The sequence below is a fragment of the Variovorax sp. W2I14 genome (genome assembly GCF_050435205.1).
Taxonomy (GTDB): domain Bacteria; phylum Pseudomonadota; class Gammaproteobacteria; order Burkholderiales; family Burkholderiaceae_C; genus Variovorax; species Variovorax paradoxus_C.
The window spans coordinates 7,274,918-7,295,788 of record NZ_JBNDJX010000001.1 but is presented as its reverse complement, the minus strand read 5'-3'; the positions used below and the strand labels follow the sequence as shown (position 1 = coordinate 7,295,788).

Genomic DNA, 20,871 nt, shown 5'->3' with positions numbered 1-20,871 from the left:
ATTTCCTTTTTTCAGGGAAGCGATGGTAGTGAGATTTCCCCTTTGAAATCGCCCTAAATCGCGTCGAGCGGAAAGACCGGCCGACGTACCTTGCTGAACGGGAACAGGCTGTAATCCGAACTGGTGACACCGGGACTGTCGCACTCCACCAGCGCCGCGGAGAGCGGCTCGAACACCGGCCGGCAGTACATGCGCGACTTGAGAAGAAGAAAGCGTTCATTGCGCGGATCGAGCCCCGCGCATTCGAAAACGCCGATGTCCCACGGCTCCTGCGTGCGCTCGGTCACCACGATGCGCGCCGCGCCTATGTCGAACAGCACCGTGCGGCCCATGCTGCTGCGCTGGCCGGTGTAGGTCGGGCCGCTGATCACGTACTCGCCATTGCCGATGGTGCGCACGGTGCCGGTCAATCGCACGGGCGTCTTCTGAAGGCCGATGCCTTCGAGCGACACCTTGTTGCCGAGCGCGACCGTCACCTCGGCGCCCTCGCCCGCCGCGATCAGCTCCGCCACCGCCTCGGGGTCGCACAGCGGCCCGACGCCGATGCCATGCAGCCCTTGCGCGAGCGCTTCCTGCAGCACGTCCATCGTGTCGCAGCTTCCGCCCGACATGCAGTTGTCGCCGTGGTCGAGCAGCAGCACGGGGCGCGTGGCGCTCTCTGCGATCAGCTTGGCGCGCGCGACCGATTCGGCCAGCGGCTCGCTGCGGTAGATGAAGGCTTCGCGCTCTGCCCACATCTGCGCGGCGATGCGGTCGGCCGTGGCCTGTGCGCGTTCGGGCGACGTGGCATCGACCACCACCACGCTCATGCAGGGCGCCTCGATGTCCGACAGCGAGAAGCCCGCGAAGATCGAGACCGCGAGCGATTCCGAATTCTCGGCTTCCCGCGCCGCTTCGATGGCCCGCTGCATCGCGCCGGTGAACGAGGCGCTGCGCAGCGTGTGCGCCATCAGCGGCAGCGGATGCCAGCGCAGCGCGGGCTTGCTGCGGCCTTCGAGCAGGTCGAACAGCAGGCGCCCCGCATGCTCGCCGGTCTCGTACATGTCGATGTGCGGGTAGGTCTTGAAGCCGACGATCACGTCCGCATTGCCGACCATCGCGGGCGTCACGTTGGCATGCAGGTCGAGCGCCACGCCGATGGGCACGCCCGGCGCCGCGGCGCGCAGCCGCACCAGCAGGTCGCCCTCGCCATCGACGCTGTTCTCGGCCACCATCGCGCCGTGCAGGTCGAGCAGGATGGCATCGCAGCCCGGCGCCGCATCGACGATGCATTGCGTGAGCGTGGTGTAGGCGCCGGCGTCGACCGGCCCGCTCGGATTGGCCGAGGCCGACACCGGCGTGACCAGCGTCGCACCCGCCCGCTCGGCCAGTTCGATGAAGGCCGACATCGCGGTGCGCATGCCCTTGTTGTCCCTGTAGGCCGCGTCGCCGAAGGTCGGACCGTCGGGCCCGAACGCCGCGAGCGGCGTGGGCACCGGCGAGAAGGTGTTGGTCTCGTGGTTGAGACGTGCGATGAGGACTTTCATTGGGCAAACTTTCCGGCGCTTCCCAGCATCGTGATGTCGCCGAAGCTGGAGCCGTTGCGGTTGTCGGGACGGAATGCGACCTGGAAGCCATTCAGGTTCATGGCCGGCGAGTTCTCGATGGTGCGGCGCAGTGACTCGGTGGAGATCGGCCCTTTCACGCGCTGCAGCGATTCCGCAAAGGCCTTGGCCGTGACGTAGCCCTCCAGCCCCAGGTAGGAGCCCTCGCCTTCGCTGCCCGCGGCCTTTCGTGCGCGCTGGTATTCGTCGACGATGGGAAAGCGCGTTTTCCAGAACGGCGGCATCACCTGCGACAGCACGATGCCGCGGCTCTTGTCGCCCAGTTCCTTGTACAGAAGGAACGAGCTCGCCACCGAGTTCGTGTAGATCTGCGGATGGATGGGCGCGGCGACCAGCGAGCGGATGATGTTGATGGCCGGCGTGCCGGCCGCGATGACGTACACCGCCTGCGCCCCGCTCGCAATCACCTGCTGCGCGATGGCGGGATGGTCTTTTTCCTTCGGATCGAAGCGCAGCGACAGCAGCGCCGGCTGCTTGCTTTTCTCGAGCGCGGCCAATGCATCCTTCTCGATGCCCTTGCCGTACGCATCGTCGCTGGAGACGATCGCGATGCGGGTCAGGCCCACGGTCGTCAGGTGGTTCATCACGCGTGCGACCTCGTCGGCATACGACTCCCGCACGTGGTAGATCGGCACCTTCGGCCCGCGCAGCACGGCAGCACCGGTCAGCCCGCCGAAGATGAAGCTGTCGTACTTCGCCGCCACCGGCACCATGGCCGCACCGATGCCGGTGCCCATGGTTCCGAACAGGCAGACCACGCGATCGGTAGCGAGCAGCTTCTCGGCGTTGGCTGCCGCCTTCTCGGGGATGTAGGCGTCGTCGTAGGTGATCATCTTGACGGGCCGCCCGCCGATGCCGCCCGCCTTGTTCAACTGGTCGAAGAACAGCGTCTGGCCTTCCATGAACGCGAGGCTGTTCGGCGTGAACGGGCCGGTGAGCACCGCGGACTGGCCGACCAGGATCGGCTCTCCGGCCGCCAGGGCGGCCGTCGATGCCGCGACCATGCCCATCGCCATGAAACAGTGAAGGCCGATGCGGCGAAGCGCCGCCTTCATGCGACGACTCCGGCGCTCTGCAGCATCGCTTGCAGCAGCACGTTGCAGCCGGCTTCGAGGTGAGCAGGCTCGGCGTCTTCGATCTCGTTGTGGCTGATGCCATCGAGGCAGGGCACGAAGATCATCGCCGTGGGGCACACGCGGGCGAGGTACACGGCGTCGTGGCCAGCGCCGCTGATCACGTTCATCCAGCTGAGGCCCTGTGCCTCCGCGGCGTCGCGCACGGCAGACACGAGCTTGGGCGTGAAAGGCTGAGGCGGGAAGTACACGACCTGCGCAACCGTCGCCTCGACCTTGCCGGCGGCGGCGAGGCGCTGCACGGCTTCCTTCAGCGCCGCGTCCATGGCCGACAGCACCACGTCGTCCGCCGCGCGCAGGTCCACGCTGAGCTTGACGCGCCCCGGAATCACGTTGCGCGAATTCGGGTAGTTGTCGATCCAGCCGACCGTGCCGCGCGCATGCGGTGCGTGCGCGAGTGCGATGCGGTTCACCTCGATCACGAGTTCGGCGGCGACCAGCAGCGCATCCTTGCGCAGCTCCATCGGCGTGGGGCCGGCGTGCGCCTCCATGCCCTGCACCACCACGTCGTACCAGCGCTGGCCGAGCGCGCCCTCGACCACGCCGATCACGCGCGCGTTGGCTTCGAGCACCGGGCCTTGTTCGATGTGCGCCTCGAAATACGCGCCCACGGGCGATGCCGACGCCGAGGCGGGCACCGTGCCCGCGTAGCCGATCGCATCGAGTGCCTCCGCCACACTCACGCCTTCGGTGTCGCGCTGCGCGAGCGCGTGTTCCAGCGTGAAAGCATCGACGAACACGCCCGAGCCCATCATCACCGGAACAAAGCGAGAGCCTTCTTCATTGGTCCACACCGCCACTTCGAGCGGTGCTTCGGTGACGACCTTCGCATCGTTGAGCGCGCGGATCACTTCCAGCCCCGCGAGCACGCCGTAGTTGCCGTCGAACTTGCCGCCGGTCGGTTGTGTGTCGATGTGGCTGCCGGTGGTGACGGGCGGCAGTGCGTTGTTGCGGCCGGCACGGCGCGCAAAGATGTTGCCGATGGCGTCCACGCGCACTTCGCAACCCGCCTCGCGCGCCCAGCGCGTGAAGAGGTCGCGGCCTTGGCGGTCGAGGTCGGTCAGCGCGAGGCGGCACACGCCGCCCTTCTCGGTGGCACCGACCTGGGCGAGTTGCATCAGCGAGTCCCAGAGGCGCTGGCCGTCGATGCGGAGGGCGCGCACATCGGGTGCGGAAGAAAGTTCAGTGGTGGTGTTCATGGCTTTGCGAAAAAAATCTGAGGGGCGAAACGCTCATGCGAATTTGTGATTGGTCAGCAAGACAAGAGCCGTTCGGGCTGAGCCTGTCGAAGCCTTGCGCGGCGCTTCGACAAGCTCAGCGTGAACGGATAGCCGGCAAACGCGACTGCCCATCACGCAAGGCCGACGCCGAGGTAGCGGTCTTTCACGTCGTGGTCGGCCATGAAGGCGGCGTTGCCGGCTTCATGAACGATCACGCCCTGCTCCACGATGTAGTGGCGGTCCGCGAGCTGCACGCACACCTCCAGGTTCTGCTCGACCAGCAGGATGGCGACGCCCGCGGCCTTGATGGTTTTCAGCTGCGCGACGATTTCCTCCACGATCACCGGCGCGAGGCCTTCGACGGGCTCGTCCAGGATCAGGAGGCGCGGGTGGTTCATCAGCGCGCGGCCGATGGCCAGCATCTGCTGCTCGCCGCCCGAGAGCTGCCCGCCGCCGTTGCGGCGACGCTCCTTCAGGCGCGGGAAGATGCGGTAGATGTCGTCCAGCTGCCAGGGCGAATCGCGCCGCTGGCCGAGCAGCAGGTTCTCCTCGACCGTGAGCAGCTTGAAGATGCCGCGGTGCTCGGGCACGAGGCACACGCCGCGCGTGGCGATGCGATGCGGCGGCAGTCCGGCGATGTCCGCGCCCTGGAAGCGCACGCGGCCCTTCGTCGGCGTGACCGCACCGGCAATGCTCTTGAGCGTGGTCGACTTGCCCGCGCCGTTGCGGCCCAGCAGCGTGACGAGTTCAGCTTCGCCCACCGTCATCGACACGCCCTGCAGCACGTGGCTCTTGCCGTAGTGCGCGTGCAGGCCTTCGACTTCGAGGATGTTGGCGGCGCTCATGCCTTGCCCCCGGTGATCATGTTGCCGAGGTAGGCCGAGCGCACGCGCGCATCGGAACGGATGTCGCCCGGCAGCCCTTCGGCCAGCACGCGGCCCAGTTGCATCACGGTCACGGTGTCGGAGATGTCCATCACGATGTTCATGTTGTGTTCGATCAGCACCACCGTGTGCGCATCGCGCAGGCTGCGGATGAGGTGCTTCATCTCGTCGAGGTCGTCGATGCCCATGCCCGAGGTCGGTTCGTCGAGAAAGATCGCCTTGGGCTTCGCAGCAAGCGCCATGCCCACTTCGAGCCGGCGCTGCTGGCCGTGCGAGAGCACGCTCGCGGGCGTGTCGGCCAGCCGTTCGAGGCCGACGCGCGCGAGCACTTCGGCCACCGTCTCGGTGCAGGCGCGGTCGCCGACCGGCGCACGCCAGCAGTTCATGGCCTGGCGCGGTGCGATGCCCTGCGCCGCGACGCGCAGGTTCTCGCGCACCGAGAGGCTGGGGAACAGGCTCGTGACCTGGAACGAGCGCGCCATGCCGCGCTGCACGCGCTTGTGGTCGGGCTCGTGCGTCACGTCGTGGCCGTCGAACAGGATGCGCCCGCCCGTGGTGGTGCCGGTGCCGGTGAGCATGTGGAACAGCGTGGTCTTGCCCGCGCCGTTCGGGCCGATCACCGAGTGCACCGTGTTCGGCTTGATCTTCAGGTCCACGCCGCCGAGCGCGGCGAACTTGCCGTAGTGCTTGGTGACGCCGATGGCTTCGATGAGAACGGGTTGCGTCATGCTTTTTCTCCCTGCGCTTCAGTGGCGGCCGGGGCGGAAGGCGTCTTGCGGAACACGCGCCGCCACACGCTCTCGCCCAGGCCCCAGAGGCCGCGCTGCATGCCGATGCTCACGCCGATCAGCAAGAGCCCCAGCAGCAGCAGCCATCGCGGCCACAGCGTGGAGAGCCAGTCGGCCAGCAGCACATAGAAGGCCGAGCCCAGCACCGAGGCAAAGAGGTTGCCGGTGCCGCCGATCACAGTGATGACCAGGATCATCTCGCTCGTGTGGTACTCGGCGTTCGACAGCGGCGCGATGCCGGTCATCATCGCGTGCAGCCCGCCCGCGAGGCCCGTGACGGCGCCCGAGATCACGAAGGCCAGCAGCTTGAAGCGCTTGAGGTTGTAGCCCACCGCGGCGGCGCGGTCCTCGTTGTCGCGGATCGCGAGCAGCGTGCGGCCGAAGATCGAATCGGTCACGCGCAGCAGCAGTGCGAACGCGATGAGGAACATCACCGCGACGAAGGCGTAGTACTTCCAGGGCGTGTCCATGAACGCGGGGCGCGGCACGTCGAGCAGGCCGTTGTCGCCGCCCGTGAGGCCCGAAGCCGTGTACGCCACGAAATAGAACATCTGCGCAAAGGCCAGCGTGAGCATCACGAAGTAGGTGCCGCGCTGGCGGATGGCGACCCAGCCGACCACCGCCGCACCCAGCGCGCCCATGGCGATGGCGGCGAGCAGCGCGAGCGGCATCGGCAATTGCAGCCGCGTGAGCAGGATCGCAATGGTGTAGCTGCCGAGGCCGAAGAAGATGCCCTGCCCGAACGACAAGAGCCCCGTGTAGCCCAGCAGCAGGTTGCAGCCCAATGCGGCAAGCGCATAGATCAGCACCTCGCTCGCGAGCGAACCCGAGCGCATGAACAGCGGCAGCGCGAGCGTGACGATCAGCGCCAGCAGGAAAGTGATTTTTCTTGGCATACGTTGTTCACCCTCTGCGGCCGAGCAGGCCATGCGGGCGCAGCAGCAGCACTGCCCCCATCGCGATGTAGATCATCAGGCTCGCCCCCGGCGGCCAGATGGTGCTCATGAGGCTCTGCACGATGCCGATCAGCACGCCGCCGACGAGCGCGCCGCCGAAGCTGCCGAGCCCGCCGATCACCACCACCACGAAGGCGACGCCGAGCGCCTCGACGCCCATGAAAGGTTCGGCGCCGCGGATCGGCGCGGCCAGCACGCCGGCGAGCGCCGCCGTGGCCGCACCCAGTGCGAACACCAGGCTGAACACGCGGAACACGTTGATGCCGAGCAGCGAAACCATCTCGGTCGATTCACTGCCCGCGCGCACCGCACTGCCCAGGCGCGTGCCTTCGAGCACCCACCACAGGAGCACCGCGAGCACGGCGGTGAAGCCGATCACGAAGAGCCGGTACTTGGGATAGACGAAGTCGCCCCACATCACCACGCCCTGCAGCAGGTCGGGCGTCGCCACGCTGTTGCCGAGTGGCCCCCAGAACACGATGACGATCTCCTGCACCGCGAGCGCCAGGCCCACGGTCACGAGGATGTGGAACTCGTGCGGCTTGGCGTACACCCGGCGCAGCAGCAGCTTTTCAGCGAGCCAGCCGAGCGCGCCGACGAACAGCGGCACCAGCACCAGCGCGGCCCAGAAGTTGAGGCCCCACTGCATCACCTGGAAGCACAGGTAGGCGCCCAGCAGATAGAAGGCGCCGTGCGCGAAATTCACGAATCGCAGCAGGCCGAACACGATGGACAAGCCAACGGCCAGCAGGAAATACAGCATGCCGATGCCGATTCCGTTGATGGTCTGGAGGAGATAGACGGTCATGGAGATTCAGTGAATTGCGCGCATTCCGCACACCGTTCGCCCTGAGCCTGTCGAAGGGCTGGGCGCAGCGTGAAAGGCTTCGACAAGCTCAGCCCGAACGGCTGGTGGGCGTTGCGCTGACAGCGAAGGACGCACTTGAACTCAGGCCAGCTTGCAGCCGGTCTTGTCGATGGGAAGGAACGACTTGCCGGAGCTCACCACGTCCACGTAGTCGGCCGCATCCTTCATCTTCGACTTCGCCTTGCCCTTGAGCAGGTAGTAGTCCTTGATGACCTGGTGATCGGCCTTGCGGATTTCCTCGGTGCCCGTGAGGCCGTCGTACTTCATGCCTTCGAGCGCGGCGATCACGGCCTTCTGGTCGACCGTGCCGGCTTTCACGATGCCGTCGATCAGGATCTTGGTGCAGATGTACGAGCCCGCGAGGCTGTAGTTGGGCACGATCTTGAGCTTGTCGGCGGTGCGCTTGACCAGGTCCTTGTTGAGCGTGGTGTCGGCCGTGTGCCAGTACTGCGCGCCGAAGTAGACGCCGTCGCACAGGTCCGCACCGAGTTCATCGAACTGCTCGAGGCCCGAAGCCCAGGCCATGAGGATCGTCATGTTCTTGTGCATGCCGAAACTCACCGCCTGGCGCAGCGCGGCCGACGATTGCGCGCCGAAGTTCAGCAGCAGCAGCACATCGGGCTTGGCGGCCATCGCGTTGGTGAGGTAGCCGCTGAACTCCTTCTCGTTGAGCGAGTGGTAGCTGTTGCCCACGTGCTCGATGCCCTTCTCCTGGAAGATGTTCTTGGCCGCGCTCAAGAGGCCGTCGCCGAACACGTACTGCGGCGTGATGGTGTACCAGCGCTTGGCCTTCGGCATCGAGGCGATCAGCGGGCGCACCGTCTGCTCGATGGCGCCGAAGGTCGGCACCGACCAGCGGAACGTGGCGGGGTTGCAGTCCTTGCCGGTGATTTCGTCGGCACCCGCGGTGGTGATGAAGAGGCCGCCGGCCTTCTCGGCCTCCTTGCCCATGGCGAGCGCTTCGGACGACAGGATGCCGCCCGCGAAGAACTTGGCGCCCTGCTGCTGCGAGGCTTCCTGCACCTTGCGCACGGCGGTGGCGGGCTTGCCCTCGGTGTCGAGCACCGTGTAGGCCAGCGGGCGCTTCAGGACGCTGCCGTACTGTTCGATCGCCAGCTTCATGCCCAGGTCGGCGAACTTGCCGTTGGCCGCGAAGGCGCCCGACATCGGGACCGGGCAGCCAAAGCGGATGGCTTCCGCCGATTGCGCGAAGACCGAGCGGCTCGCCAGGAGCGAAGCCGGGGCGGCCGACAGGGCGGCCAGCTGAAGAAGGTGTCTGCGTTGCATGGAAGTTTCTCCGGTCGTGGTGTGAAGTAAGTGAAACGGGTGCCTGCGAATGCCGGCGAATTTAAGCGGATAAATAGGATTAATATGTTGGTAAAAACCCGCTAGCAATCACCGTGCCAAAATCCGGCGCACGTTCCACGGTCCAATACCTGCATACAGGCTGCCATCTACTTTTTCCACCGCTCTGACCGCATGAATTCGTCTCCATCCGATCGTGAAATGAACCCCAGGGCGCCGTTGCTGGCGCATGGAGCGTTTCAATGAAAGTGGGAGAGAACCGCCCGAAGCGGCAAAAGCTCTCGGACGTCATCGTCGAAGACGTCAAGCGATGGATCGTTGCCGAGCGCAAGCAGCCCGGCGACCGCCTGCCGAACGAGAAGGAACTGATCGAGCTCTTCGGCTATTCGAAGAGCACGGTGCGCGAGGCATTGAAGGCGCTGGAAGTGCGCGGCCTTATCTCGATCCGCACCGGCCCGGGCGGTGGGGCGTACCTGCAGCAGGTGTCGGTCGATCACGCGTCCGAGCCGCTGCGCAACTTCCTGCACTTCCATCACCTGGACGGGCATCACATCTACCAGTTGCGCAAGGTCCTCGAGCCCGAACTGGCCGTGAGCGTGGTCGGCCGGCTCACGCCCGAGCAGTTCGAACGGCTCGAAGACAACGTGCGCCTCTGCACCATCGAGCCGACCAACGAAGACGACCTGCGCATGCAGCGGGAGGCCGAACTGGCGTTCCACACCATGCTGGCCGAGGCCTGCCCCAACCCGGTGCTGTCCTTCATGTGCCGCTTCCTCAACGACCTGCTGCGCGACCTCGTGGTCTACAAGAAGGCGCTGGACCATCACCACTTCGGCGAAGCCAACGTCGATTACCACACGCAGTTGCTCGCGGCCTATCGCAAGGAGGATGCGGAGGAAGTGCGTCGGCTGATGGCCGAGCACATGGTCGATGCGGAGGTGCACATGCACGAGATGGAGGCGCACATCGGGGCCAAGCACTTGCTGCTGCCGAGCGGGCAGCGGTGACCGGCTGAGTCGAGGGGGCCGGTGGCCTTGTCCGCTCTCCCCTCGGAGAGAGGGTTAGGGTGAGGGCCGCCGGCCTTCGCGTCCGCGTGCCCGTTGCCATCGCCGATACCCTCACCCCAGCCCTCTCCCGCTAGCGGGAGAGGGAGCAAGTCCATCGTCCCTTACCTGTGCGCCTTCTCCAGGCACGCCTGAAACGCCAGTACCGCCCGTGACGGCTTCGGCGACCGCCGCAAGAGGCTCACGAACCGGCACGCATAGTTGAAGCGCGCCGGCAGCACCGCCTTCATGAGCCCGCGCTGCTCGAACACCTGCGCGTAGTGATCGGGCAAAAAACCCAGGAATCGCCCCGAAAGAATCAGCGTCGCGATCGCCTCCTGGTCGAACCCCGTCGCCTTGCGCGACAGCCTCGCGCGGTGGCTCAGTTCCATGTTCGGCGAGTGGTAGCCGAGCCCCGCAAAGTGATGCTCGCCCAGCTTCGACCATGTGAGCTTCGCGTGCGGGCTGTCGAACAGCGGATGGCCCTTGCCGCAATACAGCAGCATCGTCTCGTCGAACAGGTCCGCATACACGAGGCTCTTGGAGCTGCGGTGCGCCGGGATGATGCCGATCTGAAAATTGCCCTCCAGCACGCCCTGCTCGATCGCGTTGATCGAGCCCACGTGCACCGCGAGGTTCACTTCCGGCGCGATCTCGGTGAAGCGCGCGATGGCCTCGCCGATGCGCGCCTTCGGGTTGGTCGCGGTCTTGTCGAAGAGCGCCACCTCCAACTGCCCGCCCATGCGGTTGTGGATGTCGTCGATGCTGCCGCGGAAGGCGTCGACCGAGGCCAGCAGCCGCAGTGTCTCGTCGTACACCCGCTGACCCTCGGCCGTGAGCGCGAAGCCCGCCCGCCCGCGCCGGCAGAGCACGAGGCCGAGGCGCGTCTCCAGGTCCTTCACATGCCGGCTCACGGTGGAGGTTCCGATGTTCAGCTCCAGCTCGGCCGCCGCCATGCCGCCGCAATCGACCACGCTCTTGAACACCTTGAGCAAGCGCAGGTCCATGTCGCTGAGCTGCCCCAGAACCGCACGGTTTCGGGCGCTGGGGGCACTGTTTTGGGAGGCTTGTGGAGCCTTGGCCTTTACTTGCATGGATCGTCAAGTGAACATTGATATTGCGCCATTCTCCACACCGAAGGCTCTGCCAACAATCGGGCACATCCCATCACCCCCGGAGCCCGCCTGCGTGCGGGAAGCGCCATGACTCTCGCAACGCCCGCCATCGAACCGACGCCCACTGCGCGCACCGACGCCGCCTGGCTCGAAGCGCACTGGATGCCCTACACCGGTAACCGCAACTTCAAGGCCGATCCGCGGATCATCGTGGAGGCCAAGGGCGCCTACTTCACCGACAACGACGGCCGCAAGATCTTCGACGGCCTCTCGGGCCTGTGGTGCTCGGGCCTCGGCCACGGCCGCCCCGAGATCACCGAGGCGGTGAGCCGCCAGATCGCCAAGCTCGACTACTCGCCCGCCTTCCAGTTCGGCCATCCGCTCTCGTTCGAGCTGGCCAACAAGATCAAGGAACTCACGCCCGCGGGCCTGGACTACGTGTTCTTCACCGGCTCGGGCTCCGAGGCCGCAGACACCTCGCTGAAGATGGCGCGTGCCTACTGGCGGACCAAGGGCCAGGCGAGCAAGACGCGCCTGATCGGCCGCGAGAAGGGCTACCACGGCGTCAACTACGGCGGCATCTCGGTCGGCGGCATCGCGGCCAACCGCAAGCTCTTCGGCCAGGGCGTCGAGGCCGACCACCTGCCGCACACGCAGCTCGCATCGAATGCCTTCACGCGCGGCATGGCCGAGAACGGTGCCGAGCTGGCCGATCGCCTGCTCGACCTGATCGCGCTGCACGACGCGTCGAACATCGCGGCCGTCATCGTCGAGCCCTTCGCGGGCTCGGCCGGCGTGGTGATTCCGCCCAAGGGCTACCTGAAACGCCTGCGCGACATCTGCACCGCGAACAACATCCTGCTGATCTTCGACGAGGTCATCACCGGTTTCGGCCGCTGCGGCGCGCTCACCGGCGCGGAAGCCTTCGGCGTGACGCCCGACATCATGAACATCGCCAAGCAGGTGACCAACGGCGCGCAGCCGATGGGTGCGGTGGTCGCGAGCAAGGAGATCTACGACACCTTCATGGCGGCAGGCGGCGCCGACTACATGCTCGAATTCCCGCACGGCTACACCTACGGCGCGCACCCGGTGGCCTGCGCCGCGGGCATTGCCGCGCTCGACGTGCTGCAGAAGGAAGACATGATCGGCCGCGTGCAGACGCTGGCCCCGCACTTCGAGAACGCGGTGCACAGCCTCAAGGGCAGCAAGCACATCACGGACATCCGCAACTACGGCCTCGCCGCCGGCCTCACGATCGCCGCGCTGCCGGGCGAACCCGCCCGCCGCCCGTACGAGATCGCGATGAACTGCTGGAAGAAAGGCTTCTACGTTCGCTACGGCGGCGACACGATCCAGCTCGCGCCGCCGTTCATTTCGGAGAAGGCCGAGATCGACCGCATGGTCAATGCCCTGGCAGACGCGCTCGCCGAAACCAACTGATCAACCTCCACCCCTTAGCCCTGAGTCCTTTCCTCCCGTTCGCCCTGAGTCCGTTCCCCTCGTTCGCCTGAGCCCTTGCCCCCCCCCGTTCGCCCTGAGCTTGTCGAAGGGCTGTTCGACACGGGCGCAAGGCTTCGACAAGCTCAGCCCGAACGGGTGGTGTTCCAGCCCGAACGGGTGGTGAGTAATTCCATCCCTATCAAGACCCTGACCATGCAACACGACAAGAACGTCACCGCCACCATCGGCCATTTCATCGACGGCAAGCGCGTCGATGGCGGCACCCGCGTGCAGCCGGTGTTCGACCCGGCCACCGGGTTCTCGGACAAGAGCGTCGCGCTCGCCGACAAGCTCACGGTCGAGCAGGCCATCGCCTCGGCGCAGGCGGCCTTCCCGGCCTGGCGCAACACGCCGCCCCTGAAGCGCGCCCGCGTGATGAGCAAGCTCAAGACCCTGCTCGAAGCCAACGCCGACCGCATCGCCGCGCTGATCACCGCCGAGCACGGCAAGGTGCTGTCGGACGCGCACGGCGAGCTGCAGCGCGGCATCGAGAACGTCGAGTACGCGAGCTACGCGCCCGAACTCCTCAAGGGCGAGCACAGCAAGAACGTCGGCCCCGCCATCGACTCGTGGAGCGAGTTCCAGGCGATGGGCGTCACGGCCGGCATCACGCCGTTCAACTTCCCGGTGATGGTTCCGCTGTGGATGTGGCCGATGGCCGTGGCCTGCGGCAACACCTTCGTGCTGAAGCCTTCGGAGCGCACGCCCTCCTCCACGCTGCTGGTGGCCGAGCTCGCGCTCGAAGCAGGCCTGCCGCCCGGCGTGCTGAACGTGGTGAACGGCGACAAGGAAGCCGTCGACACGCTGCTGACCGATCCGCGCGTGAAGGCCGTGAGCTTCGTCGGCTCCACCGCCATCGCCGAATACATCTACACCACCGGCTGCGCGCACGGCAAGCGCGTGCAGGCGCTGGGCGGTGCGAAGAACTTCGCGGTCGTGATGCCCGACGCCGACATCGGCAACGCGGTGAGCGCGCTCATGGGTGCGGCCTATGGCTCGTGCGGCGAGCGCTGCATGGCGATTCCGCTGGTCGTCACTGTCGGCGACGACACCGGCGATGCCGTGGTCGCGAGCCTGAAGGCCGAGATCGCCAAGATGAAGGTCGGCCCCGGCAACGACAACGGCAACGACATGGGTCCGCTGGTCACCAAGCCGCACTTCGAGAAGGTCAAGGCCTTTGTCGATGCGGGCGTGGAAGCAGGCGCCAAGCTCGTGGTCGACGGCCGCGGCGTGAAGGTCGAAGGCCACGACGGCGGCTACTACCTCGGCCCCTGCCTCTTCGACGGCGTGAAGCCCGGCATGACGATCTACCAGGAAGAAATCTTCGGCCCGGTGCTCGGCGTGGTGCGCGTGAAGACGCTCGCCGAAGCCATGGCAATGATCGATGCACACGAATACGGCAACGGCACCTGCCTCTTCACGCGCGACGGCGAGGCCGCGCGCTGGTTCAGCGACAACATCCAGGTCGGCATGGTCGGCATCAACGTGCCGCTGCCGGTGCCCGTGGCGTATCACTCGTTCGGCGGCTGGAAGCGCTCCCTCTTCGGCGACCTGCATGCCTACGGCCCGGACGCCGTGCGTTTCTATACGAAGCGCAAGACCATCACGCAGCGCTGGCCCTCGGCCGGCGTGCGTGAAGGCGCGGTGTTCGCGTTTCCGTCGAGCCGCTGATGCGGCAGTCCCCGCGTGCCTGCCCAGGATGAGCGGGCATGCGGGTTCGTTCACACCTTCTCAAGCCTTGTCGGCTTTGCCCGCCGCGCTCGCGAACCTGCTGAGCATCCGGTCGACCAGCCAGGGCGCCCGGCTTCGGTCCTCGGCCTCTTCCTTGCGCCGGATCGCGTTGCGCACCACGATCGAACCCACATAGCGAATGGGCTCTGGAGGGAACTGGCCCAGGGGCCCTTGCGTGAGCGGGCTGCGCGTCCACGCGTTGTCCTGGTCGAGGACCAGCGACGAAAGGATCTGCCCGCCCATGTAGGTCGGCCCGACGCCGTTCCCTGAATAGCCGAAGCCGTAGTAGATGTGCGGCGCGCCATCGAGCTTGCCGAAGAATGGAAAGCCGGTCACCGAGCGGTCCGACGGGCCGTTCCAGCTCGCGGTGATCGGCGTCTCGCGCAGTGCGGGAAAGAATGAATGCAGAGCCTGCGTGAGCTCGGCTTCGTAAGGCGAGCGCTCGTCGAACACCTTGGCCATGCGGCCGCCCCATGCGAAGGTGTTGCCGCCCTTGCCCAGCATGATGCGGCCGTCGACCGTGCTGCGGTAGTAATAGACGAAGGTGCGCGAGTCGAGCACCGACACGCCATCGGCGAGGCCGATCTGCCGCAGCAACTCGGGGCACCGCTCGGTGATGATCATGTCGCTCGACACGATGGCGATGGTCCGCTCGAACTGCGGGAACTTGCTCGCCATCCATGCGTTCATCGCGAGCACCAGCTTCTTCGCGCGCACGCTGCCGGTGGGTGTGCGAACGACCACCGGATGGTCGGTGCTGAAGTCGAGCATCGGCGTGCGCTCGTGAATGCGGATGCCCATGGCCATCGCCACGCGCCGCAGCCCGCGCACCAGCTTGCCCGGATGCACGGTAGCGGCAATGGGCGAATACACGCCCGCCAGGTTGCGCGCGGAGCCTGAACGTTGCGCGACCTCTTCGGGCGGCAGCGTGCGGTAGGAATGAATACCGCGCGCCTCCAGCGCCCGCATCATCGGATCGAGCGTGCCGATCTGCGCCTGCGAGGTCGCGGTGTAGAGCGTGCCGTCCTTTCGCAATTCGGCATCGATGCCGTGCGCGGCGCAGAAGTCGGCGATGTGCTGCACTGCGGCCTCCGACGCTTTCACCAGCCGCACCGCTTCGTCTTCGCCGAACAGCCGCCGCAGCGTCAGGAACTTGGCCGACCAGGTGAGCAGGCAACCGCCGTTGCGGCCGCTCGCGCCGGCGCCGCAGAGGTCGCTTTCGATGATGACGATGTCCAGCGCAGGCGCCTGCAGCTTGGCCTGGATGGCGGTCCAGAGGCCGGTGAAGCCGCCACCGACGATGCAGACATCGGCGCTCTGTTCGCCTTGCAATGCAGGGGCCAGGTCGCCGTCGTTGAAGAGCGCCTGTTCGATCCAGAAGGGGCGCATCCGTGTGCCTTAAACAGTACGAGCCTGCCGGTGCTCGGCGGCGCTGATTTCGAGATGGCGCACGAAGTGCGCAAGATCGGGCATGTCGGCATCGGCCAGCTTGGCCGTGTCGTCCCATTGCCGCAGGCGCACCGCGTCCATCGCATAAGGCAGCGCCTCGAAGGCTTTCGCCTGCGCCTCATCAAAGACGCCGCCCTGCAGTTGCAGGCTTCGCTTCGAGTCGGGCGACAGCGCCTCCAGATAGCCTGGCACGCGCGCGCACAGGAAGCGCTTGGCATCCACGTGCAACCTGATCGGCTCCAGCGTCGCCGGCCCGAACAGCGCGCGCAGGAACGGCAGGCAGCGGTACTGGTGCAGGTCGTCGAGCCCCTGCTGCGTCGGCGTGCCGCCGAAGTCGTGCAGCAGATGGCCCAGGTCGTGCAGCAGCGAGGCCGCGATCAGCGCGCTGCCCGCGCCCTCCTGCTCGGCCAGGTGCGCCGACTGCAGGGCGTGCTCCAGTTGCGTGACGGGCTCGCCGTCGTACTGCGCATGGCCCTTCGTCTCGAAGAGGCCGACGATGTCGTCAAGGCTCAGGCTCATGATCTTGCGATTACCAGGGCAGCGAATAGGTCTTGGTGTTGGTGAAGCTCTTCATCGCCTCGAGCACGCCTTCCTTGTAGCCCAGGCCCGAGTCCTTGATGCCGCCGAAGGGCGTGAGCTCCAGCCGGTAGCCCGGCACTTCGCGCACGTTGACGCTGCCCACGTTCAGCTCGCGGATGAAGCGCGTGATGTAGTCGAGGCGATTGGTGCAGACCGCCGACGAGAGGCCGTAGGCCGTGCCGTTGGAAATACGGATCGCCTCGTCGATGTTCTTGAAGCGGATCACCGGCGACACGGGCCCGAAGGTCTCGTGCTTGGCGACGGTCATCTCCGGGTCCACGTGATCGAGCACCGTCGGCGAATAGAGCGCGCCGCGGCGCTCGTTGCCGTAGCGCAGCTTGGCACCCGCGGCAATCGCTTCGTTGACCACGGCCTCGAACTGCTTGGCCGCGGCTTCGTCGATGACGGTGCCCATGTCGGTGTCGGGGTCCATCGGGTCGCCGTACTTCAGCGCACGGGTCTTGGCGACCAGCAGCTCGACGAACTGATCGGCCACCGACTCGTGCACCAGCATTCGCTTGACTGCCGTGCAGCGCTGGCCCGAGTTCTTGTACGAGCCGTTGGCCGCGAGCGTGGCGGCTTCTTCCACGTCGGCGTCTTCCATCACGATGATCGGGTCGTTGCCGCCCAGCTCCAGGATCTGGCGCTTGTAGACGGCCTTGCCCGCGATGTACTTGCCGATGGGCACGCCGCCGGTGAAGGTGACGAGATCGACGTCGGCATTCGTGAGCAGCTCGTCGGCGATCTCCTTCGGGTCGCCGGTGAGCACCGACAGCATCTGCGGCGGCAGGCCCGCTTCGTACAGGATGTCGGCCAGCAGGAACGCCGTGAGCGGCGTCTTCTCGCTGGGCTTCAGCACGATGCGGTTGTTGGTGGCAATGGCCGGCGCCACCTTGTGAATCACCTGGTTCAGCGGATGATTGAACGGCGTGATGGCGGTGATGGCACCCAGCAGCGGCTCGCGCATCGTATAGACCTTGCGGCTCTTGCCGTGGTGCGTGAGGTCGCACGAGAACACCTGGCCGTCGTCCACCAGTGCCTGGTTGGCGGCGAACAGCAGCACGTCGGAGGCGCGGCCCACTTCGTACAACGAGTCCTTGCGGCACAGGCCCGATTCCATCGTGATCACGCGCGACATTTCATCGAGCCGCGAGGCGATGATCTCGCCCGCGCGCATCAGGATCTTGTAGCGCTCGTAGCGGGTGAGCGTGGGCTTGTAGTCGCGGGCGATGCGCAGGGCGTTGCGCACATCGTCCAGCGTGGCCTTGGGCACGGTGGCGATCACTTCGCCGGTGTAGGGATAGGTGACCTCGATCGTGCGGTCGCGGTGGACGCGTTCACCGGCGATGCGCAGGGCTTCGCGGTGGATGGTGCCTGGCTTCAGGATGGCTTGGCTCATGGTGTGCTCCGGGGACGTCTCTGTTCGGGTTACTGGGCGTGGTTCAGCGCAATGTCGAGCGCATCGAAGTTGCGCAGGCGCCGACTCGCAGCGATGCCCGTCACAGGGCGATTGCAGATGAGCGGCACGCGCTGCTCCGACACGCCGCCGTGCGAGCGCAGCGGCACTTCGAGCGCCGACAGGTCGTGGCGGCTCGCCGCGGTGCCGATGACGGTGTTGCGCTCGCTCACCACCACGATGTCGCCGATGCGGTCGGGCGGCAGCTCGAAGCGCTGCGCGGCGTCCTTGCGCGAGAGCACGAGTTCCATGCCCGGCACGCGCTGGATGCGGTCGATCCAGCCCGCCACGCGCGCCTCGTCGGGTGCGTACACGGTCGCGAACGAACCGAGGGCGCCGTGGTGCACCACGTACGGGTCGGTGATCGGCAGGATCACGCGGGCGACGCCGGCGCCGTACCACTCGTCCAGCACGTCCTGCAGATAGATGACGTTGGGCGAGCCGTCGGTGCCGTGCTTGTCGTTCATGCCGTGGTCGGCGGTGACCACGATGGTGGCGCCCAGCGCATCGAGCTGCGCGAGGTAGCCGTCCATCATGGCGTAGAAGGCATTGGCGGCGGGGCTGCCCGGCGCGGCCTTGTGCTGCACGTAGTCGGTGGTCGAGAGGTACATCAAGTCGGGGCGGCGCGATTCCATCAGCTTCACGCCCGCCGCGAACACGAACTCCGACAGCTCCGCGCTGTAGACCGAGGGCACCGGCATGCCGACCATGCCGAGCACGTTGTCGATGCCGTTTTCTTCCATCGTCACCTGGTCCGACTTTTCCGACGAGAAGCAGATGCCCTTCATCTTGTGGCCCAAGAGCTTGCGCAGCTTGTCCTTGGCCGTGACCACGGCGACCTTGGCGCCCGCATCGGCGAACGCGGCCAGCACGGTGCCGGCGCGCAGGTACTTGGGGTCGTTCATCATCACTTCCTGGCCTAGCTCGCGGTCGAAGAAGTAGTTGCCGCAGATGCCATGCACCGCCGGCGGCACGCCGGTCACGATCGACAGGTTGTTCGGGTTGGTGAACGAGGGCACCACGCAGTCGCCCAGCAGGTTGGCGCCCGACTTGATCATTCGATCGAAGTACGGCGCGACGCCGGCCGCGATGGCCGCATCGAGGTAGGCCGGCTCGCTGCCGTCCACGCACACGACCACAACGGGGCGTGCCATCCAGCGATAGCTTCGGGCATTGACTTCGAGTGTCTCCGGTGTCATTTCAGACTTCCTTCTGGGGTGGGTTGTTCGATGCCGAGGTCGCGCCGGAATCGGCGCGGCCGAAGGCCTTGTGCATGCGCGAGCGGCTGCCCGCGACGTGTTCGCGCAGCGCGCGCCCCGCCGTCTCGGGGTTGCCGCTGGCAATGGCCTCGACGATGTGGCTGTGCTCGTCGGCCGAGACCCGAAGGCCCCCGCCGCTGTCGAGCGCGCGCATTCTGAAAAGGTGCAGCTCCTTCACGAGGCGCTTGTAGGTCTCGGTGAGCTTCTTGCTGCCCGCGGTGTCCAGCAGGATCTCGTGGAACTGCAGGTTGAGCTGCGCGTATTGCTCCACGTCCTGTGCCTGGGCGGCAGAGCGCATAGCTTCCACCATGGCGCGCAGCCGCTCGATCGCGTCGGGCGCGATGGCCAGCGCCACGCGGCGGCCGATGATTTCTTCCAGCGCCTCACGCAGTTCGTAGATCTCGTCGGCTTCTTCGAAAGCGATTTCGCGCACGAAGACGCCGCGGTTCTTTTCGTTGCGCACGAGGCCGGCTTCCTCGAGGGCGCGCAGCGCCTCGCGGATCGGGCCGCGGCTGGTGTTGAAGCGCTGCGAGAGCTCGCTCTCGTTGATGCGGCTGCCCACGGGGAGCTCGCCGGTCATGATCAAACGCTCGATTTCCTCCTGCATCAGCATCGGCAGCGAGCTGGATTGGAGGAACGCGAGGGCGGCGGAGTGATTGCTGGTGACCATGGGGCGTATTTTCCCGAAGGATTGAAAACTGTCAACAATTTTTTATTGACAGTCATCAATCGTCAATCTACATTGCGTTCACCGGACGGCGCTCGCCCTCTTGCGCCAAGCCAGCCCTTCACCCTCTCAGTGACAGCCAGCCCTTCAGGAGAAACAGATGACGATGAAACAAAGCACGCGCCGTCTCACGGCCGCCCTGTGTGTTGCGGCGCTCGGCCTCATGGCCGGCGCGGCGTGGGCGCAGAAGACCCCGCTCCTGGTCTACACGGCGCTCGAGACCGACGCCATGAAGCTCTACAAGGACGCATTCGAAAAGGCCAACCCCGACATCGAAGTGAAGTGGGTGCGCGACTCCACCGGCATCGTCACCGCCAAGCTGCTCGCTGAAAAAGCCAATCCGCAGGCCGACGTGGTGGCCGGCCTGGCTGCCAGCAGCCTTGCGCTGCTGCAGCAGGAAGGCATGCTGCTTCCGTACGAACCCAAGGGCTTCAAGGACCTGAACCCCGCGTATTCCGATACCGCGCGCCCACCGGCCTGGGTCGGCATGGACGTATGGGCCGCGACCATCTGCTTCAACCGCGTCGAAGCGCAGAAGCTGGGCCTGCCCAAGCCCGAGAGCTGGAAGGACCTGGCCAAGCCGGTCTACAAGGGCACCATCTCGATGCCGCATCCGGCCTCCAGCGGCACTGGCTATCTCGACGTGTCGTCCTGGCTGCAGAACATGGGCGACGCGGAGGGCTGGAAGTACATGGACGCGCTGCACCAGAACATCGCCCAATACGTGCACTCGGGCTCCAAGCCCTGCAAACAGGCAGGCGCTGGCGAGTTCCCGATCGGCATCTCCTTCGAGTTCCGCGCGCACCAGGTCAAGAAGTCGGGCGCGCCGGTCGACCTGATCTTTCCGAAGGAGGGCCTCGGCTGGGACATCGAGGCCACCAGCCTCATGAAGACCAGCACGAAGCTGGAGCAAGGCAAGCGCTTCGCCGACTGGATGGCCAGCAAGGAAGCCAACCAGATCAGCGCGCGCTGGTGGGCCGTCGTCGCCTATCCGGGGGTGGTGTCGAAGCTCGAAGGCATTCCCGACAACTACGAAAAGCTGCTCGCCAAGAACGACATCAACTGGGCAGCGAAGAACCGTGAGCGCATCCTTGCGGAGTGGAGCAAACGTTACGAGGGCAAGGCCGAACCGAAATAAAGCTCGCCCCCAGGCTGCGCGCACTTCGTGTCGCTTCTCCAACCCCCTACCGGGGGCGACACCTGCGGCCCGGCGAAGCCGGTTCCGCGGTGTCCCACGAAGCAACCCGATAC

At 66.2% G+C, this 20,871-nt stretch carries 18 protein-coding genes; 4 read left to right on the top strand and 14 right to left on the bottom strand.

What is annotated here, in order from left to right; all coding sequences use genetic code 11:
* Positions 1-53: 53 nt before the first annotated feature.
* The 8 genes from QF040_RS33885 to QF040_RS33850 form a co-directional block, all read right to left on the bottom strand.
* Positions 54-1,526: a M81 family metallopeptidase gene (locus QF040_RS33885; protein WP_429614546.1), complete on the bottom strand. Its 1,473-nt coding sequence runs from the start codon at positions 1,524-1,526 to the stop codon at positions 54-56.
* Complete coding sequence (locus QF040_RS33880; RefSeq protein ID WP_429614545.1) at positions 1,523-2,659, bottom strand: ABC transporter substrate-binding protein; 1,137 nt, start codon at positions 2,657-2,659, stop codon at positions 1,523-1,525. The genes QF040_RS33885 and QF040_RS33880 overlap by 4 nt, the downstream gene beginning before the upstream one ends.
* Positions 2,656-3,936: a Zn-dependent hydrolase gene (locus QF040_RS33875; protein WP_429614544.1), complete on the bottom strand. Its 1,281-nt coding sequence runs from the start codon at positions 3,934-3,936 to the stop codon at positions 2,656-2,658. The genes QF040_RS33880 and QF040_RS33875 overlap by 4 nt, the downstream gene beginning before the upstream one ends.
* Positions 3,937-4,088: 152 nt before the next feature.
* Positions 4,089-4,802 (bottom strand): ABC transporter ATP-binding protein, encoded by a 714-nt coding sequence (locus QF040_RS33870; RefSeq protein WP_307643207.1) that lies wholly within the window; start codon positions 4,800-4,802, stop codon positions 4,089-4,091.
* Positions 4,799-5,569, bottom strand: a complete 771-nt coding sequence (locus QF040_RS33865; protein ID WP_307684820.1) for an ABC transporter ATP-binding protein — start codon at positions 5,567-5,569, stop codon at positions 4,799-4,801. Before QF040_RS33865 ends, QF040_RS33870 begins: the two co-directional genes overlap by 4 nt.
* A complete protein-coding gene (locus QF040_RS33860; RefSeq protein WP_307643209.1) occupies positions 5,566-6,525 on the bottom strand; it encodes a branched-chain amino acid ABC transporter permease in 960 nt (319 codons plus the stop codon). The genes QF040_RS33865 and QF040_RS33860 overlap by 4 nt, the downstream gene beginning before the upstream one ends.
* 7 nt (positions 6,526-6,532) lie before the next feature.
* On the bottom strand, positions 6,533-7,393 hold the full coding sequence (locus tag QF040_RS33855) for a branched-chain amino acid ABC transporter permease (RefSeq protein ID WP_307509327.1): 861 nt from the start codon (positions 7,391-7,393) through the stop codon (positions 6,533-6,535).
* 141 nt (positions 7,394-7,534) lie between these two features.
* Positions 7,535-8,740, bottom strand: coding sequence for an ABC transporter substrate-binding protein (locus tag QF040_RS33850; protein WP_013540194.1), 1,206 nt, complete (start codon positions 8,738-8,740; stop codon positions 7,535-7,537).
* A 260-nt stretch (positions 8,741-9,000) separates the two neighbouring features.
* Between QF040_RS33850 and QF040_RS33845 the strand changes: the two genes are divergently transcribed.
* Positions 9,001-9,765 carry a FadR/GntR family transcriptional regulator gene (locus QF040_RS33845; RefSeq protein ID WP_429614543.1) on the top strand — a complete coding sequence of 255 codons (765 nt, stop codon included), beginning with the start codon at positions 9,001-9,003 and terminating at the stop codon, positions 9,763-9,765.
* Positions 9,766-9,926: 161 nt separating this feature from the next.
* On the opposite strand, the gene QF040_RS33840 is transcribed toward QF040_RS33845, so the two are convergent.
* A complete protein-coding gene (locus tag QF040_RS33840) occupies positions 9,927-10,895 on the bottom strand; it encodes a LysR family transcriptional regulator (protein ID WP_429614542.1) in 969 nt (322 codons plus the stop codon).
* 108 nt (positions 10,896-11,003) lie between these two features.
* Between QF040_RS33840 and QF040_RS33835 the strand changes: the two genes are divergently transcribed.
* Together QF040_RS33835 and QF040_RS33830 are read left to right on the top strand one after the other, a co-directional pair.
* Positions 11,004-12,359 carry an aspartate aminotransferase family protein gene (locus QF040_RS33835; RefSeq protein WP_307599260.1) on the top strand — a complete coding sequence of 452 codons (1,356 nt, stop codon included), beginning with the start codon at positions 11,004-11,006 and terminating at the stop codon, positions 12,357-12,359.
* A 213-nt stretch (positions 12,360-12,572) separates the two neighbouring features.
* Positions 12,573-14,090, top strand: coding sequence for a CoA-acylating methylmalonate-semialdehyde dehydrogenase (locus tag QF040_RS33830; protein WP_429614541.1), 1,518 nt, complete (start codon positions 12,573-12,575; stop codon positions 14,088-14,090).
* Between the two features lie 60 nt (positions 14,091-14,150).
* Here QF040_RS33830 and QF040_RS33825 read toward each other — a convergent pair whose 3' ends face one another.
* Genes QF040_RS33825 through QF040_RS33805 form a run of 5 tightly spaced genes read right to left on the bottom strand, consistent with a single transcriptional unit; the run spans position 14,151 to position 19,563 of the window.
* A complete protein-coding gene (locus QF040_RS33825; RefSeq protein ID WP_429614540.1) occupies positions 14,151-15,539 on the bottom strand; it encodes an FAD-dependent oxidoreductase in 1,389 nt (462 codons plus the stop codon).
* Between the two features lie 9 nt (positions 15,540-15,548).
* Entirely contained in the window at positions 15,549-16,118 is a 570-nt protein-coding gene (locus QF040_RS33820; protein ID WP_429614539.1) for a phosphonate degradation HD-domain oxygenase, read from the bottom strand.
* 10 nt (positions 16,119-16,128) lie between these two features.
* Positions 16,129-17,577 (bottom strand): phosphonoacetaldehyde dehydrogenase, encoded by a 1,449-nt coding sequence (phnY, locus tag QF040_RS33815; protein ID WP_013540187.1) that lies wholly within the window; start codon positions 17,575-17,577, stop codon positions 16,129-16,131.
* A gap of 29 nt (positions 17,578-17,606) precedes the next feature.
* Positions 17,607-18,833: a phosphonoacetate hydrolase gene (phnA, locus tag QF040_RS33810; RefSeq protein WP_429614538.1), complete on the bottom strand. Its 1,227-nt coding sequence runs from the start codon at positions 18,831-18,833 to the stop codon at positions 17,607-17,609.
* 1 nt (position 18,834) lies between these two features.
* A complete protein-coding gene (locus tag QF040_RS33805) occupies positions 18,835-19,563 on the bottom strand; it encodes a phosphonate utilization associated transcriptional regulator (RefSeq protein WP_429614537.1) in 729 nt (242 codons plus the stop codon).
* 157 nt (positions 19,564-19,720) lie between these two features.
* Between QF040_RS33805 and QF040_RS33800 the strand changes: the two genes are divergently transcribed.
* The gene (locus tag QF040_RS33800; protein ID WP_429614536.1) at positions 19,721-20,758 is read left to right on the top strand and encodes a putative 2-aminoethylphosphonate ABC transporter substrate-binding protein; all 1,038 of its coding nucleotides are present in this window, start codon (positions 19,721-19,723) and stop codon (positions 20,756-20,758) included.
* The last annotated feature ends 113 nt before the right edge of the window (positions 20,759-20,871 follow it).